Genomic DNA, 16,032 nt, shown 5'->3' on the forward strand with positions numbered 1-16,032 from the left:
ACGTGGTTGCCCCGGATACTTTCCCGGACGCGCTGGCGGCGCTGGCGAAGCTGTTTCCCGGCGAGGAGGCGGTGGTCGCGCCCGAGGGACGGCTGACCTTCGCCGAGTTCGCCCGGCGCTGCGACGACCTGGCGGGCGCGTTCCGCGCGGCGGGGCTGCGGCCGGGGGAGCGGGTGGGGATCCTGCTGCCGAACGGGCTGCGCTGGCTGGTCACGATGCTCGGCGCCCAGCGGGCCGGGCTGGTCGCGGTGCCGGTCAACACCTGGTACCGGTCTGCGGAGCTGGCGCATCTGGTCGGCACCGCTGACTTGCGCCTGGTGGTTACCGAGAAGCAGGTGTTCGGCAAGGACATGCTCGCCGAACTCACCGCCGCCGGGCACGGCGAGGTCTTCGAGAGCGGAGCCCGCGCCGACGGATATCTGGGAGCGTTGTCCTGGCCGTCCGCCGAGCCGTTCCCGCCCGGGCTCGACCCCGCCCCGGCGCCGGAGCGCAGTGCGGGGCCGGACGACCTCGCGATGATCCTCTACACCAGCGGCAGCACGGCGTTGCCGAAGGCGGTGCCGCTGGAGCACGGCAAGCTGCTGCGCAACGGCTACGAGATGGGCGAGCGGATGCACGTCGGGCCGGGCGACCGGCTGTGGTTCGCGATGCCGTTGTTCTTCGGTTACGGGGCCTGTAACGCGCTTCCGGTCGCGCTGAGCCACGGCTTGACCTTGTGCATCGAGGAGAAGGTCGACGGCGACGCGTCGCTGGCCTTCATCGAGCGCGAACGGTGCACTGTCTCTTATGGACTCGCGACGGCGGTCCGTGCGCTGCTGGCCGCGCCGAGCTTCGGCAGCAGGGACATCTCGTCGCTGCGGACCGGGCCGGTCGGGTTCAACGCCGAGGACAAACGGCTGGCCATCGAAGGGCTCGGCATCACCGAGGCGTGCAGCGCCTACGGGCTGACCGAGTCGTACGGCTTCGTGACCATGACCGACGCGAGCGACCTGCCGGAAGTCAAGCTGCACACCCAAGGCAGGCGGCTGCCGACCCAGGAGATCCGCATCGTGGACAGGTCCGGTGCGGAGTGCCCGCCCGGCGCCACCGGCGAGATCGAGATCCGGGGCTGCGTGATCGACGGCTACCTCAGCGGGTCCGATGTCAGCGGCGGCACGCATTCCCCCGACGGCTGGTTCCGCACCGGCGACCTCGGTTCGGTCGACGCGGACGGGCGGCTGTCGTTCGGCGGCCGGTGGAAGGAAATGCTCAAGATCAAGGGGATCAACGTCGCGCCGGTGGAGATCGAGGGCATCCTCGGCGAGCACGCCGAGGTCGACCAGGCGTACGTCTTCGGACTGTCCACTCCGGACGGCGACCAGGAGATGGCCTGCGTCGTCGTCGCGGACGAGCGCAGCGGTGCCGACGGAACCGAACTGGCGGACCGGCTGCGGGAATACGTCCGGTCCCGGGCCGCGAGCTACAAGGTGCCCGCCCGGGTCGTGGTGCTGGATTCGGCCGCGGTGCCGCAGACCCACACCGGGAAGGTCAGCAAGCTCAAACTGCGCGAGATGCTGGAGGCGGGATGACCGGGCGGCGCACCCCGGCGTTCGCGGACCTGCCGACGCTGCCGGACCGGGACGAGCACCACGCGTGGGACGTGTGGGGGCGCGCGGACGAAATCGGCACGCTCAACCTGATCGGACCGCAGCAGCGGCTCGCCGCGGCGAAGACGGTGCGCAGCGGGCAGATGATCCCGCTGACGCTGCCGCTGAATGAGCCTGATCCTGGCCTGTTCGACGAGCGCGATGTCTTCCAGCACGTCGTGGAGGACACCGCGGCCGGGCACGACGACCGGCTGGACGGGTTCTATCTGCAGGGTTCCTCGCAGTGGGACGGGCTGCGGCACATCAAAGCCGGACGACACGGCTACTGGGGCGGCCGCAGCGAAGCCGACTTGGCGGACAGCGAAGTTCTGGGCGTCGACCGGTGGGCCGAGCACGGCTTCGGCGGGCGGGGCGTGCTGGTCGACGTCGCCGGGCACCTGGCGGCGCAAGGCACGCCGCTCGCGCCGGACGAGCCAGTGGAGATCACCGCCGCGCTGCTCGACGAAGTCGCCGACGCGCAGGGAACCGTCTTCGCGTCCGGGGACATTCTCGTGGTCCGCACCGGATGGACGGAATGGTACCGGCAGCTGCCAGCGCGGGACCGGGCCGCGCTGCGCGGAACGATCGGCACCGGTTTCGCTTGCCCCGGGCTGGAGTCGGCGAAGGACATGGCCGGCTATCTCTGGGACCGGGAATTCGCCGCGGTCGCGATGGACAACGTCGGCGTCGAGGTCTTCCCGGTGAACCGCGCCAAGGGCTTCCTGCACCGCCGGCTGATCGCGTTGCAGGGCATGCCGCTGGGCGAGCTGTGGCTGCTGGACCGGCTCGCGCGGGCGTGCGCGGAGCGGGGGAGCTACGAGTTCCTCCTCGTCTCCGGGGTGCTGCCGCTGCCGCGCGGGGTCGGCAGCCCCGCCAACGCGCACGCGATTCTCTGACGCTTCGAGAAAGGAACGATCATGCCGCTAGGACCGGTACGCCAGGTGGCGATAGTCGGGATCGGCATCACCGAGCTGTCCCGGAAATCCGCGCGCAGCGGTCTCGACCTGGCCGCCGAGGCGCTTCAGCTGGGGCTGGACGACGCCGGACTCGGTGCCGGGGACGTGGACGGGCTGTTCACCAACGTCGGCTATCCGCTGTCGATCGACTACGACCGGGTGGCGGAGGCGTTCGGCCTGCGGATCCGCGCCGCCGTGCAGACCTGGAGCCACGGCCGTTTCGTCGGTCCCGCGCTGCAAGCCGCCGCACAGGCCGTGGCGCTCGGCACCACGGAGGTGGCCGCTTGCCTGGCCGGGGTGTCTTTCTCCGGGCTGGGCATGGTTGGCGGCGCGGGCGACGCGGAAGGCCTGCGCCAAGGCGGCGGCTCGCACGGGGAACTGCCGCATTACGGGATGACCGCTCCCGGTGCGGGCGCGGCGATGGCGTTCCGCCGGTACTGCGAGCGGTACGGCGTCGACCCCGCGCTGATCTCCGCGGTGCCGATGGCCATGCGCCGCCACGCCCGGCTCAACCCCAACGCGCAGATGACCAAACCGCTGGAGCAAGCGGATTACGACGCGCAGCCCTACATCGTGGAGCCCTTGCGCCGTCCGGACTTCGCGCTGCTCAGCGATGGCGGCACCTGCCTGCTGGTGACCACAGTGGAGCGAGCGCGCGATCTGCGGCAGCCCGCGGTGATCGTCTCCGGAATGCAGGGCCTGCGCGCCGGCCGGGACGAGTTCATCTTCGCGCCGCCCGGGCTGGGCGTGTTCACGCAGGGCGACGAGCGCCGAGTCGAGGACCATCCGGTCTACGCGATGGCGGGCCTCTCCGGGCCGGGCGATGTGGATTCACTGCAGCTCTACGACGCTTTCTCGCCCAACGTGGTGTTCGTGCTGGAGCGGTTCGGCTTCGCCGGCGAGGGCCAAGCGCTCGAATGGCTGCAGGACGGCCGCATCGAACTCGGCGGCGAGCTGCCGGTCAACACCGCGGGCGGCCTGCTGTCCGAAGCGCACCTCTGCGGCTGGGGGCATATGGCCGAGGCGGTCCGTCAGATCCGCGGCCAGGCCGGGGACCGCCAGGTGGCCGGATGCGAGGTCGTCCAGTGGGCGACGCCGTTCGGCGATTCGACTGTTTTCACGAAGGACCGGTGACCACGATGACCACTGCGCGACCTCTCCCGCTTCGCTACCCCGAGGACGCCGAACACCTCGACGGCGCGGCTCGCGGCGAACTGCGCGTCCCGGTGTGCGGCTCGTGCGGCGAGGCGTTCTGGCCGCCGTCCCCGGTGTGCCCGCGCGATTTCCGCCGCGACGTCGGGTGGGCGACCGACGCCGGGACCGGCCGGGTGCACAGCTGGGTCCGGTTCCACAAGCGCTACTTCGAGGGTGACGGCGTGCCGTACGTCGTGGTGCAGGTCCGGCTCGACAGCGGCCCGAACCTGACCACGACGTGGACCGGCCCGGACGACCCTGTGCTCGGCGAACCGGTGACGGTCTCGTTCCGCGAGGTCGGCGACGGGGTGTGGCTGCCGGAATTCGGGCCGGGGGAGCAGGCGTGAAGCCGTCTCGTGGACTGGCGGCCCGGATCGGACCGGCCGGCGTGTGGCTGTCCGTTCTGGCGGAGGTTCCCGCCGCCGAGGCCGCGAAGGCCGCCCGGGTGGTCGAAGACCTCGGCTACGGTGCGCTGTGGATTGGCGAATCCCCGGCGCACAAGGAAATCTTCACCAACGCCGCGTTGCTGCTGTCGGCGACCACGCGGCTGACCGTAGCCACCGGAGTCGCCGCCATCTGGGCTCGCGACGCGGTCGCCGCCGAAGGCGCGGCCCAGACGCTCGGCGAGGCTTTCCCCAGACGGTTCGTGCTCGGCCTCGGCGCCAGCCACGCGGAGGCCGGCCGCGGGAATGGCCATGACCGGCCGCTGACGGCGTTGCGCGAATACCTCGACGTGCTGGACAGCGATCGCTACCGGGGGCCGCGGCCGGACCGTGCGGTGCCTCGGGTGCTGGCGGCGTTGCGGCCCCGGATGCAGGAACTGGCCCGCGACCGGGCCGCCGGGATGCACTCGTTCTTCGTGCCGCCCGCGCATACCGCGGCCGCCCGGGAACGTCTCGGTCCGGAGCCGTTGCTCGTTCCGGAACAGGCAGTGGTCGTCGATGCGGACGCGGCACGGGCGCGCGAGGTGGCGCGGGAGCACGTCGCGACCCGGCTTGTGCTGCGGAATTACGTGAACCACTTGCGTGCCTTGGGTTTCGGGGACGAAGACTTCGCCGACGGCGGGAGCGACCGGCTGGTGGACGAGTTGGTCGTGTGCGGCGCTGCGGACCAGGTGGCGGCGCGGGTTCGCGAGCATCTCGCCGCGGGGGCTGATCACGTGGCGATCCATCCGTTGACCCGCGCGCCAGGCGTCGAGCCAGTGCTGGACCAGCTTCGGGCACTGGCGGCAGAGGGAGGAATCCGATCGTGACTGATCGATATCGCGCGGCCGAAGGGCAGTTCCAGCTGACCGGCGTCCAGGCGCTGGCTCGGCTGCCCTTCGAGGTCCGCCGCGCCGACCAGCGGGCAGGGCTGCGGACGGCGGCGTTCGTGTCCGGCTACGAGGGCTCGCCGCTCGGCGGATACGACCTCGAACTGGGCAAACAGGCGAAGCTGCTGGCCGAGCACGACATCGTGTTCAAGCCGGGCGTCAACGAGGAACTGGCCGCCACCGCGGTGCAGGGCGCGCAGCTGGCGGCCAAGTCGGAGAACCGGCGCGTCGACGGCGTCACCGGCTATTGGTACGGAAAGTCGCCTGGCCTGGACCGCGCCTCGGATGCCCTGCGGCACAACAACCTCATGGGCACTCATCGCCTCGGCGGCGCGCTGGCGCTGGTCGGCGACGACCCGGGCGCGAAGTCCTCGACGGTGCCCGGCAGTTCCGAACTGCTGCTGGCCGACCTGGGCCTGCCGACGCTGTACCCGGCGGATCCGCAGGAGGTGCTCGACCTCGGGCAGCACGCGGTCGCGCTGTCGCGGGCCTGCGGGCTCTGGGTCGGGTTCAAGATCGCCACCAACGTCGCAGACGGAACCGGCGCCGTGCGCGTCGACCCCGGCCGGTTCCGGTCCGTGGCACCGGGTCCGGTGGTCGACGGGCGGCCGTTCGTCCACGAGATGACCGCCCGGATGCTGCAACCGGACCTCGGCAGGCTGGAGCGCAGCCGGGACGGCGCGCGGCTCGAACTCGCCCGTCGCTACGCCGCGGTCAACGGGCTGAACACGATCGTCGGCGCTCGCGACGCCCGGGTCGGGATCGTCGCCGCGGGCAAGACCTATCACGATCTCCGTCAGGCGCTGGAGATCCTGGGCCTGGACGAGTCCGAATTGGAGCGGCGCGGAGTCCGGCTGCTGCGGCTCGCGATGGTGCACCCGCTCGACCCCGAAATCGTCACCCGGTTCGCGGCGGGACTGCGCGAAATCGTGGTCGTGGAAGAGAAACGTTCCTTCATCGAGACCGCGATCAAAGACCTGCTCTACGGCCGCGCCGACGCTCCGGCGGTCACCGGCAAACGCGGCCCCGACGGCACGGCGCTGGTCCCGGCCGACGGGGAACTGGATCCGGACCGCATCGCCGCGGCGCTCGCGCTCCGGTTGCGTGCGCACGGCGGATTCCCGTCCGTGGAATCCTGGCGGGCCCCGCGACGCACGATCGCGCTTCCGCTCGCCGCGCGCACGCCGTACTTCTGCTCGGGCTGCCCGCACAACTCGTCCACGAAGACGCCGGAGGGTTCGCTGGTCGGTGCCGGGATCGGGTGCCACAGCCTGGTCCTGATGACCGGGCGCGAGGACTACGGCGACATCACCGGACTGACCCAGATGGGCGGCGAGGGCACGCAATGGATCGGCATGTCGCCGTTCGTGCGCGACGACCACCTGGTGCAGAACCTCGGCGACGGCACCTTCCACCATTCCGGCAGCCTCGCGGTGCGCGCGGCCGTCGCGTCCGGGGTCAACATCACCTACAAACTGCTGTACAACTCGGCCGTCGCGATGACCGGCGGGCAGCAGCCGACCGGGGGCATGACCGTTCCCCAGGTGATCGCGGCGATGCGGGCCGAGGGCGTGCACCGGATCATCGTCACCACCGAGGAACCGGCGCGGTACCGGCGGGTGCGGCTGGGCCGCGGCGTGCGGGTCTGGCACCGGAACCGGCTGGCTGAAGCGCAGGAGACGCTCGCTCGCGTCCCGGGCGTGACGATGCTGATCCACGACCAGGAATGCGCGACCGAACTGCGCCGCAAACGCAAGCGCGGGCTCGCCCCGGAACCGCCGCAGCACGCGGTGATCAACGAACGCGTCTGCGAGGGCTGCGGCGACTGCGGGGAGAAGTCGAACTGCCTTTCGGTGCAGCCGGTCGACACCGAGTTCGGCCGCAAGACGCGGATCGACCAGTCGTCGTGCAACAAGGATTTCTCGTGCCTGGACGGGGATTGCCCGTCGTTCCTCACCGTCCTTCCCGGCAAGAGCGCGGGGAAACGGCCACTTGCCGAACCGTTGGCGGCACCGCTTCCGGAGCCGAAGCGCACGGTCTCGGCTGAGCGCTTCACGGTGCGGGTGACCGGGGTCGGCGGCTCAGGCGTGGTCACGCTGTCGCAGATCCTCGCGACCGCGGCGAGCATCGCCGGGCTGCCGGTGCGGTCGCTGGACCAGACCGGGCTCGCGCAGAAGGGCGGTGCGGTCGTCTCCGACGTCAAGATCGGCGCGGCGCACGCGAACAAAGCGAGCGACGGCGAGTGCGACCTCTACCTCGGCGCCGACGTGCTCGTCGCCGCCGACCCGCGCTACCTCGCCGTCGCCGATCCGGGCCGGACCACCGCGGTGGTCTCGACGTCGAAGGTCCCGACCGGGGCGATGGTCGCCGACACCAGCGTCACGTTCCCGGAGGAAACGGCGTTGCTCGACCGGCTCCGCGAAGCGACCGGAACCGTGACCGCGCTGGACGCCCGGGAAATGGCCGAGGTGTTGTTCGGCCAGGACCAGTACGCCAACCTCCTGCTGACCGGGGTGGCCTACCAGCGCGGTGCGCTGCCGATTCCGGCCGAGGCGATCGAAGAAGCCGTCTCCCGCAACGGGGTTCGGGTCGAGACCAACGTGCAGGCGTTCCGCCGCGGTCGGCAGTGGGTCGCGGACCCGGGGGCGCTGGCGGCCGTGCTCGCGAGCTTGCGCGGAGAACCCGAACCGGAGCCCGCACTGACCCCGGAAGCCCGCGAACTCCTGTCCACTGTCGGCGAGAGCGCAGAACTGGCGCGGTTGCTGCGGGTCCGGGTGCCGGATCTGATTGCGTACCAGAACGTCGCTTACGCGCGGCGTTATGTGGAGCAGGTCGAACGGGTGCGCCGTGCCGAGTCCAGCGCGGTCCCGGGTTCGACGGCGCTGACCGAGGCGGTAGCGCGAAATCTGTACAAGCTCATGGCCTACAAGGACGAGTACGAGGTCGCGCGCCTTTCGCTGGATCCGGTGCAAGAACGCCAGGTCCGCGCGCGGTTCGGCGCTGACGCCCGCATCGCGTACCGGTTGCATCCGCCGGTGCTGAAGGCGCTCGGGATGCGCCGCAAGATCGAACTGGGACCGTGGTTCAAGCCGGTTTTCCGGGTTCTGGTGGCGGGACGGCGGTTGCGGGGCACCCCGCTGGACCCGTTCGGCCGCGCCGCGGTCCGGCGGCTGGAGCGCGACCTGATCGCCGAATACGAACGGGTCGTCGGGGAGCTGGCCGAGCGGCTGGACCCGGAAAACCATTCTCTGGCAGTGGAAACGGCTCTCTTGCCGGATCTGGTGCGCGGTTACGAGGACGTCAAGCTCGGCACGGTCGCGACATACCGGAGCACGCTCGCGCAGCGGATGGACGAGTTCCGTGCGGCGAAAGCCGGTGCACCGTGCTGAACGAACTCCGCCGGGCGTTGCCCGCTGGCCGGGTCCTCACTGATCCGGACGTACTCGCCGCTTACGCCCACGACGAGGCGGTCTGGGCTCCGCACGAGCTGCCGTTGGCTGTCGTGCGGGCGCACACCGCCGAGGAGATCCAGCAGACCGTGCAGGTGTGCCTGCGCCACCGCGTGCCGATCGTGCCGCGCGGGGCTGGCACGGGTCTGTCCGGCGGCGCGAACGCGGTCGCCGGCGGGATCGTGTTGTCCACCGAGCGGATGACCGCGATCCGCGAGATCAACGCCGCCGAGCGGCTCGCGGTGGTCGAACCCGGGGTCGTGAACGAAAGCCTGCGGTCGGCGTGCGCGGAACACGGCCTCTGGTACCCGCCGGACCCGGCGAGTGCGCCGTGGTCGACCATCGGCGGCAACGTCGCGACCAACGCCGGCGGGCTGTGCTGCGTCAAATACGGCGTCACCCGCGATTACGTGCTCGGGTTGGAAGTCGTCGCCGGGACAGGGGAATTGGTCCGGCTCGGCCGCCGGACCGCGAAAGGCGTGGCCGGATACGACCTCGCCGGGCTGATGGTCGGCTCGGAAGGCACGCTCGGCATCGTCACCGAGGTCACCGTGCGGCTGCGCGGCGCACGGGCCGCCGAACGCACGGTCGCCGGGTATTTCCCCAGCTTGTCGGCGGCGGGAGACGCGGTCGCGGCCGTCAGCGAGTCGGGTGTGGTGCCGTCGGCGCTGGAGCTGATCGACCGGCACACCCTCGCCGCGGTGGACGCCTGGAAGAACATGGGCCTGTCCGCCGAAGCCGAAGCGGTGCTGCTCGGCCGTACCGACGCGCCCGGCGAGGACGAGGCGAAGATGCTGACCGACTGCTTCACCGCGACCGGAGCCACCTGGGCGGCCGCATCGTCCGATGTGGACGAAGCCGAGGCGCTGTTCGCCGCGCGGCGGCTGGCATACCCGGCGCTCGAACGGCTGGGTCCGGTGCTCACCGAGGACGTCTGCGTACCCCGCGGCGCGGTGCCGGAAATGCTGCGTCGGATCGAAGCCATCGGCGTCCGGCACGCCGTGCGGATCGCGAACGTCGCGCACGCCGGGGACGGCAACCTGCACCCGGTGCTCGTCGTCCCGCCCGAGGAAAGGGCACGAGCGGAGGCCGCGTTCGAGGAGATCCTCGACGAGGCGATCGCGCTGGGCGGCACGGTCACCGGCGAACACGGCGTCGGCCTGCTCAAACGCGGCGGGCTCGCCCGGGAACTCAGCCCGGCGGTGCTGGCGATGCACGCGGCGGTCAAGAACGCGCTCGATCCGCACGGAATCCTCAACCCGGGCAAGGTGATCGCGTCGTGCGCGCCGTCGTCCTGAGCGCTCCGGGAGAGCTGGCGGTCGCCGAGGTGGACTGCCCGCAACCCGGCAGCGGCGAGGTCCTGGTGAAGGTCGCCGCCTGCGGAGTGTGCGGGCACGACCAGGCCGACCGGGCCGGTTTGCTGGACCTTCCGCTGCCTGCGGTGCTCGGCCACGAGATCGCCGGAACCGTCGTCGCTGGCGGGACCCGGTTCGCGGCCGGTGCTCGGGTCGCGGCGAAGCAGTTCGGCACCTGCGGCCGCTGCGAACCGTGCGTGACCGGCGATGAACTGCGCTGTCCGCAGCGTGCGTTCCTCTACGGCGGGTTCGCCGAGTACGCCGTGCTGCCGGAATCCGCCCTGCTCCCGGTGCCGCCCGGGGTGTCGCTGGCGGAGGCCGCAGTGGTCGCCTGCGCGGTCGGCACCGGACTGCAAGCTCTCCGGCGGGTGGCGCGGGTCAAGCCCGGCGAGACGGTCCTCGTCACCGGAGCCGGTGGCGGGTTGGGGTTGCACGCCGTCCAGGTCGCCGCCGCGCTCGGGGCGCGAGTGCTCGCGCTCACCGGGAACCCGGACAAGGCCGCGCAACTGGGGAATGCCGCTCAGGTGGTGCTCGCCGGGGACGCCGCCGGGCAGGACATCCTCGACCTGACCGGCGGCCGGGGCGTCGACGTCGTGCTTGACAACACGGGGTTGCAATCCGTGTTCCGCCGAGCTTTCCGCGCGCTCGCCCATGCGGGCCGGTACGTGCTGACCGGACAGGTCAGCGGGGAGCCGATCCGGGTCCATCCGGCTTTCGTGTTCGAGAAGGAAGCCGTGATCACCGGTTCGGGGTCGACGCTCATGCGCACCTTCGCCGAGGCGATGGCGTTGGTCGCCGAGGGCCGGGTGCGACCGGTGGTGAGCCGCTACCCGTTCGAAGACGCGGCGCGCGCTTTCACCGACCGGGTCGCCGGCCGCGCCGTGCTCGTCCCTTCGGGAGGACTGTCATGATCAGACCGTTGACCGGCACGCATGTTGTCGAGTGCGCGAGTTTCGTCGCCGGGCCGACCGGCGGCCTGACCCTGGCGCAATTGGGCGCCGACGTCGTCCGCATCGACCCGATCGGCGGCGGCAGCGATTACCTCCGCTGGCCGGTCGCGCCGACGGGGGAGAGCTACTACTGGGCCTCGCTGAACAAGGGCAAGCGTTCGGTCGCGATCGACCTGCGCGATCCGGAAGGCCGCGAACTGGTCCTCGCCCTGGCCACCGCTTCCGGCCGCGATCGCGGGATCCTGATCGACAATGCGGTCGGCCGCCCGTGGCTGGCCCGCGAACGGCTGGCCGCCCGCCGTCCCGACATGATCCACGTGCGCGTCCAGGGCTATCCGGACGGACGGCCCGCGGTCGACTACACGGTCAACGCCGAGGTCGGGGTCCCGGGGATCACTGGCAGCGGCGACTGGGCCGCCCCGGTGAACCACGTGCTGCCCGCGTGGGATCTCGTCACCGGGCTGAGTGTCGCGACCGGCGTGCTCGCCGCGCTGCACCACCGCGACCGTGCCGGCGAAGGGTCCTATGTGGAGCTCGCACTGTCCGACGTGGCTCTCGCCGGCGTCGCGAACCTGGGCTGGCTGTCGGAAGCCGCCGACCGGCACGGCGAACGGCCCCGGCACGGCAACCACGTCTACGGCAGTTTCGGCGTCGACTTCGCCTGCCGCGACGACGCCCGCGTGATGGTCGTAGCGCTCACCGACGGCCAGTGGCGCGCGTTGCAGTCGGCGACCGGGACCGCGGAGGTGTTCACCGCACTGGAGAAGGCAATGAACGCGGACCTGCGCGACGAGGCCGAACGGTATCGCCTGCGCGAGACCATCGCGGCAATCCTGCGGCCGTGGTTCGCCGCGCGCGACCTCGACGAGGTGGGCAAGGAACTCGACGCCGCGCGGGTCCTGTGGGGCCGTTACCGCGGGATGGCCGATCTCGTGGCCGAACACCGCGAGCGGGCACACGACGTGCTCGCCGACCTGCGACTGCCCAGCGGCAGCCCGGCCATCACGGCACGGTCGCCGTTGCGCTTCTCGGGCGAGCGCGGTCCCGCCGGGGCGTGCCCGGCGCTCGGCGCGGACACCGATTCCGTACTGGCCGAGGTGCTCGGCCTCACCGCCGCCGAACTCGGCGGCCTGCACGACCGGCGGGTCATCGCCGCGCCGGAAAACCCGTACAAGGAGGTACGTTGACCATCGATTCGAGCATCGCCCTCGACCGCACCCGGTTCTTCATCGACGGCGTCTGGACCGAGCCGAAGGGCACCGAGACGCACCTCGCCCTGGAAGCGGCTACCGAGAAACCGCTGGGCCGCGCCGCGCTGGGCTCCGACGCCGACATCGACGCTGCCGTCCGCGCCGCCCGCCGCGCCCTCGACGAGGGACCGTGGGGCCGGACCACCGCAGCGGAACGCGCGGCGACGATGCGCCGGTTCGCTGAGGCGCTGGCAGCCCGCGCTGCCGACACTGCCACCCTCGTCAGCCGGGAGAACGGCATGCCGATCGGGCTGTCGAACGCCTTCAACGGGGACGCGCCGGCCGGGCTGCTGACCATGTACGCGGATCAGATCGAGGCGGCGCAGCTGGAAGAAGTCCGGCCGAGCGCGTCCGGATCGACGGTCGTGCGCCGCGCCCCGGTGGGCGTGGTCGCGGCGATCACGCCGTGGAACTACCCGCAGGTGCTCGCGATGATGAAGATCGCACCGGCACTCGCCGCGGGCTGCACCGTGGTGCTCAAGCCGTCGCCGGAAACCGCGCTCGACGGGTACGTTTTCGCCGACGCCGCCGCGGAAGCCGGGCTGCCGCCGGGCGTGCTGAACGTCGTGGTCGCCGGTCGCGAAGCTGGTGCCGCGCTGGTGTCCCATCCGCTGGTGGACAAGGTCGCGTTCACCGGATCCACCGCCGCGGGCCGGACGATCGGCGCGGAATGCGGGCGGCTGATCCGCCGGTGCACGCTGGAACTTGGCGGAAAATCGGCGGCCATCGTGCTGGACGACGCGGACCTCGACACCTTCGTCGCCGGTCTCGACAACGCCTGCTTCCAGAACAACGGCCAAACCTGCACGGTCCAGTCGCGCATTCTCGCCCCGCGCTCGCGCTACGCCGAAGTGGTCGACGCGGTCGCGCAGTACGCGCGCGAAATGGTGCTGGGCGATCCGCTCGACCCGGCCGTCACCTGCGGTCCGATGGCCAGCAAAGCACAGCTCGACCGGGTCCTCGGCTACCTCGAACTGGGCCGCGCTTCCGACGCCCGGCTGGTAGCGGGCGGCGGCCGTCCCGCCGCGCTGTCCCGCGGCTGGTTCGTCGAGCCCACCGTGTTCGCCGACGTGGACAACCGCGAGCGGATCGCGCAGGAGGAGATCTTCGGCCCGGTCGTCACCATCACCCCCTATGCGGACGAGGACGACGCGGTCCGACTCGCCAACGACAGCGAATACGGACTCGGCGGCTCGGTCTGGACCGCCGACGAGGACCGCGGCCTCGCCCTCGCTCGCCGGGTGCGGACCGGGACCATCGGCCTCAACTACTACCTCCAGGACCTCGGCGCGCCGTTCGGCGGGATGAAGGGCAGCGGCGTCGGCCGAGAACTCGGGCCCGAGGCGCTCGACAGCTACCTGGAATTCCAGTCCGTCTACGCCAGCGCCGCCCAGCTCTGACCCAGAGCTGCCCCGGGGCCGCCGCACGCGGCCCCGGGGACTGACCGCGGAGGAGAAGACCCTTGTCCACTGTTCGACGCCTGCGCTCTGTCGCGCTCGCCCTCGCGCTTGTCCTGCCCCTGACCGCTGTCCCGGACGCTGCCGCCACCACCCGCTACCGGGTCCAGCGGCTGGTCACCGGCACCACGCTGCACTCGCCGAACGGCATCGCCGTCGCCCCGAACGGAGACCTGCTCACCGCGAGCCTCGCCAGCGAAACCATTTCCGCAGTGGACCCCCGCACCGGACGGAACCGCACTCTCGTCGGTCCGCGCGACGGTCGTTCCGACGATCTCGCGGTAGCCCCCTCCGGCGAACTCCTGTGGACCGACCCGGTCGGCGGTGTCGTGAAAGGCCGTGCACCGGACGGCCGGATCCGCACCGTCGCCCGCGACCTTCCCGGAGTCAACTCCATCGCGTTCGACCGCTCCGGCCAGCATCTGTACGTCGGGCAGCTGACCTTCGCCGACGCGCTGTGGGAGATCGATCCCGCAGGCCAGGCCGCGCCCCGGCTGGTCGCGCGCGATCCGGGCGGGCTCAACGCGTTCGCCTTCGGACCGGACGGCATGATCTACGCGCCGCGTTCGAAATACGGGGAAGTCGCCAGGGTCGATCCGCGAACCGGAGCGATTTCCGTGCTCGCTCAAGGATTCCGTCAACCGGTCTCCGTCCGCTTCGACGCGCAAAACCGCCTCTACGCGCTCGACGGCGCGACCGGCCAGCTGGCCCGGATCGACCCGGCCGGCGCCAAGCACACCGTGGCGATGCTGCCTGCCGCCGATGACAACATGATCATCGACTCCACCGGGCACGCTTACGTCAGCAATATGGCCGACAGTTCCGTCTCCCGAGTGGACCTGAACACCGGAACCGTCAGGGCCATTACGTCGAGTCGGCTCGCCTTTCCGTTCGATATCGCCTCCGACGGGCGGACGCTCTACGTCGCCGACGCGACCGCGCTGCGCACCGTGAACCCGCGTACCGGTGCGGTCGGCGAAATCCAGCGGCGGTTGTCGTCCTCTCTGGAGTTTCCGTCCGGGATCAGCGTCACCGCAGCACATTTCGTGCTCACGTCGGAGCTGATCGGGTCGGTTCAGGTGGTGGACCGCCGGACCGGGAAGGTCGTCCGCGAGGTGCACGGACTCGACAATCCCGCGGACGCCGTCGAGCTGTCCGACGGCAGCCTGGTGATTTCCGAACCCGCAAACGGAAGGCTGCTGCGCGTCGTCGGCGAGGAAATCCGTCCGCTGGCGGAGAACCTCGGCACACCAACGGGCCTCGCCGTCACGAAGCGCGGGACAGTCCTGGTCGCCGATGCTCAGGGCCGTCTCGTCGAGGTCGAACCCGCCTCGGGGAAGGTCGTCGAACGAGCTGCCGGACTCGGCGGACTGCGGGCGGTCGCGGTGCGGCCGGACGGATCGGCTGTCGTCCTCGACGCCACCGGACACCGCGTGCTTTCGGTGAACCGGCAAGGAAAACCCGAGGTCCTCGCGGCCAGCCTCGACGTCGGCTACCTGGACGTCCCGTACGCCCGTTCCGGCGGTCTCGCTCTCGGCTCCAACGGAACGGTCTACGTCGCCGCGGACCGGCACAACGCCGTCGACGCGATCCGGAAGACGCACAGATGACCGCACGGGAGTTCCGGTTCGGCGTCAACCTGCTGACGCCGTCCTCAGGCGCGGAATGGCAGGCGCGGTGCCGCGAAGCCGAAGACCTCGGCTATGACGTCATCGCGGTCGCCGACCACCCCGGCATGCCCGCGCCCTTGCCCGCGCTCGTTTCGGCGGCCGAAGTCACCACCCGGCCGCAGCTCGCGGTGTTCGTGCTCAACTCCGGGTTCTACAACCCGGTGCTGCTGGCCCGCGATCTCGCCGGAACGGACGCGCTTCTCGACGGACGCCTCGAGATCGCGCTCGGAACCGGCTACGTCAAAGCCGAATTCGACCGCGCCGGGATTCCCTGGCGCACCGCGTCCGAACGCGTCGACCACCTCGAGCGCACGGTGCTGGAGGTCGGGCGGCTCCTCGCCGACCCGGACCACCGCCCGAGCCCAGCGCGGCGGCCGCCGCTGTGCGTCGCAGGCAACGGCGACCGGGTCCTGCGGATCGCCGCCGAACACGCCGACATCGTCGCCTTCAGCGGGGCCGCACCCGGGCACCGCCCCGGCATGCTCCGGTTCCTCGGCCCGGACGCGCTCGCCGCGCGCGTGGATCACGTGCGGCAAGCGGCCCCGCACCGCTTCGACGCCCTCGAACTCAACCTGCTCGTCCATGCCGTCGCCCTCGACGGCGAGCGTCAGGCCGCAGTCGAGCGGTTGCCCCGGTTCGAGGCGCACCCGATCGATCTGGCGCAAGTGCCCACCGTCTTTTCCGGACCTCCGGCGGAGATCGCGGAAACCCTTCATCAGCACCGGAAGACGTTCGGCATCAGCTACGTCACGGTGCCCGAACCGGCGATGCGCGACTTCGCGCGCGTCATCGCCGAAGTGAGGAGCTGACCCTG

The 16,032-nt window shown here is 71.3% G+C and carries 12 protein-coding genes; all 12 read left to right on the forward strand.

The window, feature by feature from the left end:
• The first annotated feature begins 2 nt into the window (after positions 1-2).
• The 12 genes from H5411_RS06520 (at position 3) to H5411_RS06575 (ending at position 16,027) form a co-directional block, all read left to right on the forward strand.
• Positions 3-1,568 (forward strand): class I adenylate-forming enzyme family protein, encoded by a 1,566-nt coding sequence (locus tag H5411_RS06520; RefSeq protein WP_244194859.1) that lies wholly within the window; start codon positions 3-5, stop codon positions 1,566-1,568.
• Entirely contained in the window at positions 1,565-2,521 is a 957-nt protein-coding gene (locus tag H5411_RS06525; protein WP_101439731.1) for a cyclase family protein, read from the forward strand. Before H5411_RS06520 ends, H5411_RS06525 begins: the two co-directional genes overlap by 4 nt.
• A 21-nt stretch (positions 2,522-2,542) precedes the next feature.
• Positions 2,543-3,715 carry a thiolase family protein gene (locus tag H5411_RS06530; protein WP_143271476.1) on the forward strand — a complete coding sequence of 391 codons (1,173 nt, stop codon included), beginning with the start codon at positions 2,543-2,545 and terminating at the stop codon, positions 3,713-3,715.
• Positions 3,716-3,720: 5 nt separating this feature from the next.
• Positions 3,721-4,122 (forward strand): Zn-ribbon domain-containing OB-fold protein, encoded by a 402-nt coding sequence (locus tag H5411_RS06535; RefSeq protein ID WP_158242564.1) that lies wholly within the window; start codon positions 3,721-3,723, stop codon positions 4,120-4,122.
• Complete coding sequence (locus H5411_RS06540; protein WP_101439734.1) at positions 4,119-5,027, forward strand: TIGR03620 family F420-dependent LLM class oxidoreductase; 909 nt, start codon at positions 4,119-4,121, stop codon at positions 5,025-5,027. Before H5411_RS06535 ends, H5411_RS06540 begins: the two co-directional genes overlap by 4 nt.
• Entirely contained in the window at positions 5,024-8,476 is a 3,453-nt protein-coding gene (locus tag H5411_RS06545; RefSeq protein ID WP_244194860.1) for an indolepyruvate ferredoxin oxidoreductase family protein, read from the forward strand. The genes H5411_RS06540 and H5411_RS06545 overlap by 4 nt, the downstream gene beginning before the upstream one ends.
• The gene (locus H5411_RS06550) at positions 8,470-9,834 is read left to right on the forward strand and encodes an FAD-binding oxidoreductase (protein WP_101439736.1); all 1,365 of its coding nucleotides are present in this window, start codon (positions 8,470-8,472) and stop codon (positions 9,832-9,834) included. The genes H5411_RS06545 and H5411_RS06550 overlap by 7 nt, the downstream gene beginning before the upstream one ends.
• Positions 9,816-10,802, forward strand: coding sequence for an alcohol dehydrogenase catalytic domain-containing protein (locus tag H5411_RS06555; protein WP_101439737.1), 987 nt, complete (start codon positions 9,816-9,818; stop codon positions 10,800-10,802). The genes H5411_RS06550 and H5411_RS06555 overlap by 19 nt, the downstream gene beginning before the upstream one ends.
• Positions 10,799-12,028, forward strand: coding sequence for a CoA transferase (locus H5411_RS06560; protein ID WP_101439738.1), 1,230 nt, complete (start codon positions 10,799-10,801; stop codon positions 12,026-12,028). Before H5411_RS06555 ends, H5411_RS06560 begins: the two co-directional genes overlap by 4 nt.
• 2 nt (positions 12,029-12,030) lie before the next feature.
• A complete protein-coding gene (locus H5411_RS06565) occupies positions 12,031-13,491 on the forward strand; it encodes an aldehyde dehydrogenase (RefSeq protein ID WP_208637738.1) in 1,461 nt (486 codons plus the stop codon).
• A gap of 62 nt (positions 13,492-13,553) precedes the next feature.
• Positions 13,554-15,158, forward strand: coding sequence for a PQQ-binding-like beta-propeller repeat protein (locus tag H5411_RS06570; protein ID WP_101439740.1), 1,605 nt, complete (start codon positions 13,554-13,556; stop codon positions 15,156-15,158).
• Entirely contained in the window at positions 15,155-16,027 is an 873-nt protein-coding gene (locus H5411_RS06575) for a TIGR03621 family F420-dependent LLM class oxidoreductase (protein WP_101439741.1), read from the forward strand. The genes H5411_RS06570 and H5411_RS06575 overlap by 4 nt, the downstream gene beginning before the upstream one ends.
• Positions 16,028-16,032 lie beyond the last annotated feature (5 nt).

The sequence above is a fragment of the Amycolatopsis echigonensis genome, assembly GCF_014174495.1.
Taxonomy (GTDB): domain Bacteria; phylum Actinomycetota; class Actinomycetes; order Mycobacteriales; family Pseudonocardiaceae; genus Amycolatopsis; species Amycolatopsis echigonensis.

Coding starts and splice junctions, on each gene's coding strand:
- H5411_RS06525 (WP_101439731.1), top strand. CDS start 1,565: ATGACCGGGCGGCGCACCCCGGCGTTCGCGGACCTGCCGACGCTGCCG.
- H5411_RS06530 (WP_143271476.1), top strand. CDS start 2,543: ATGCCGCTAGGACCGGTACGCCAGGTGGCGATAGTCGGGATCGGCATC.
- H5411_RS06535 (WP_158242564.1), top strand. CDS start 3,721: ATGACCACTGCGCGACCTCTCCCGCTTCGCTACCCCGAGGACGCCGAA.
- H5411_RS06560 (WP_101439738.1), top strand. CDS start 10,799: ATGATCAGACCGTTGACCGGCACGCATGTTGTCGAGTGCGCGAGTTTC.
- H5411_RS06575 (WP_101439741.1), top strand. CDS start 15,155: ATGACCGCACGGGAGTTCCGGTTCGGCGTCAACCTGCTGACGCCGTCC.